This window comes from Paraburkholderia sp. CNPSo 3076, assembly GCF_026343935.1.
Lineage (GTDB): Bacteria > Pseudomonadota > Gammaproteobacteria > Burkholderiales > Burkholderiaceae > Paraburkholderia > Paraburkholderia nodosa.
Genome location: NZ_JAPMAL010000120.1, coordinates 1 through 1,094 on the forward strand (window position 1 = coordinate 1; position 1,094 = coordinate 1,094).

Genomic DNA, 1,094 nt, shown 5'->3' on the forward strand with positions numbered 1-1,094 from the left:
TCCGAAGGCCCCGGCGCGCTGGAAGCCGGCGTGCCCGAATTCATCGACCGGCAGATGGACACGCCCTACGCGCACGGCGCGCTCTGGTACATGCAGGGGCCGTTCCAGCAAGGCGTGCCCGAACTCGGCTATCAGTTGAAGCTCGTGCCGCGCGACATCTACCGTCTCGGCATCAAGGCCGTGAACGCGTACTGCACGAAGGCCTACGGCAAGGACTTCGACGCGCTCGACGCCAGCACGCGCGACAGCGTGCTGGCCGCGCTCGAAGCGGGCAAGGTCGAACTGGACGGCGTGCCCGCCTCCGTGTTCTTCGGCCAGTTGCTGCAGAACACGCGCGAAGGCTACTTCTGCGACCCGATACACGGCGGCAACCGCAACATGGCCGCGTGGAAGATGATCGGTTTCCCCGGCGCACGCGCCGACTTCATGGATTTCGTGAACCAGAACGGCAAGCCCTATCCGTACGGCCCGGTCTCGATCAATGGGGAGCGTACGTAAATGGCAATCAAGAAACCTCATGTCGATGCCGTCGTGATCGGCTTCGGCTGGACCGGCGCGATCCTCTCGAAGGAACTGACCGAAGCGGGCCTGAACGTGGTCGCGCTCGAGCGCGGCGAGTATCGCGACACCTATCCGGACGGCGCGTACCCCAACACCATCGACGAGCTCACGTACAACATCCGCAAGAAGCTCTTCCTCGATCTTTCGAAGACCACCGTCTCGATCCGCCACGGCGTGAACGACACGGCCCTGCCCTACCGCCAGCTCGCCGCGTTTCTGCCCGGCGAAGGCGTGGGCGGCGCGGGCCTGCACTGGTCGGGCGTGCATTTCCGCATCACGCCGGAAGAACTGCGCCTGAAGAGCCACTACGAAGAGCGCTACGGCAAGAAGTTCATCCCCGAAGGCATGACGATCCAGGATTATGGCGTCACTTACGACGAACTGGAGCCGCACTTCGACTTCGCGGAGAAGGTATTCGGCACGTCGGGCCAGGCGTACAAGGTGAAGGGCAACGTGGTCGGCGACGGCAATGTGTTCGAAGCCGCCCGCAGCGACAATTTCCCGTTGCCCGCGCAACTGAATACGTATTCGGC

1 protein-coding gene and 1 pseudogene are annotated in these 1,094 nt (G+C 63.6%); both read left to right on the plus strand.

All coding sequences use genetic code 11. The features are described from left to right. Window positions 1–498 (plus strand): gluconate 2-dehydrogenase subunit 3 family protein (locus M3A49_RS42300; RefSeq protein ID WP_266233985.1); only part of this gene is annotated, 498 nt, incomplete at its 5' end. Continuing rightward, a pseudogene (locus M3A49_RS42305) lies at window positions 499–1,094 on the plus strand (GMC family oxidoreductase); the annotation flags it as partial. It abuts the gene before it with no gap.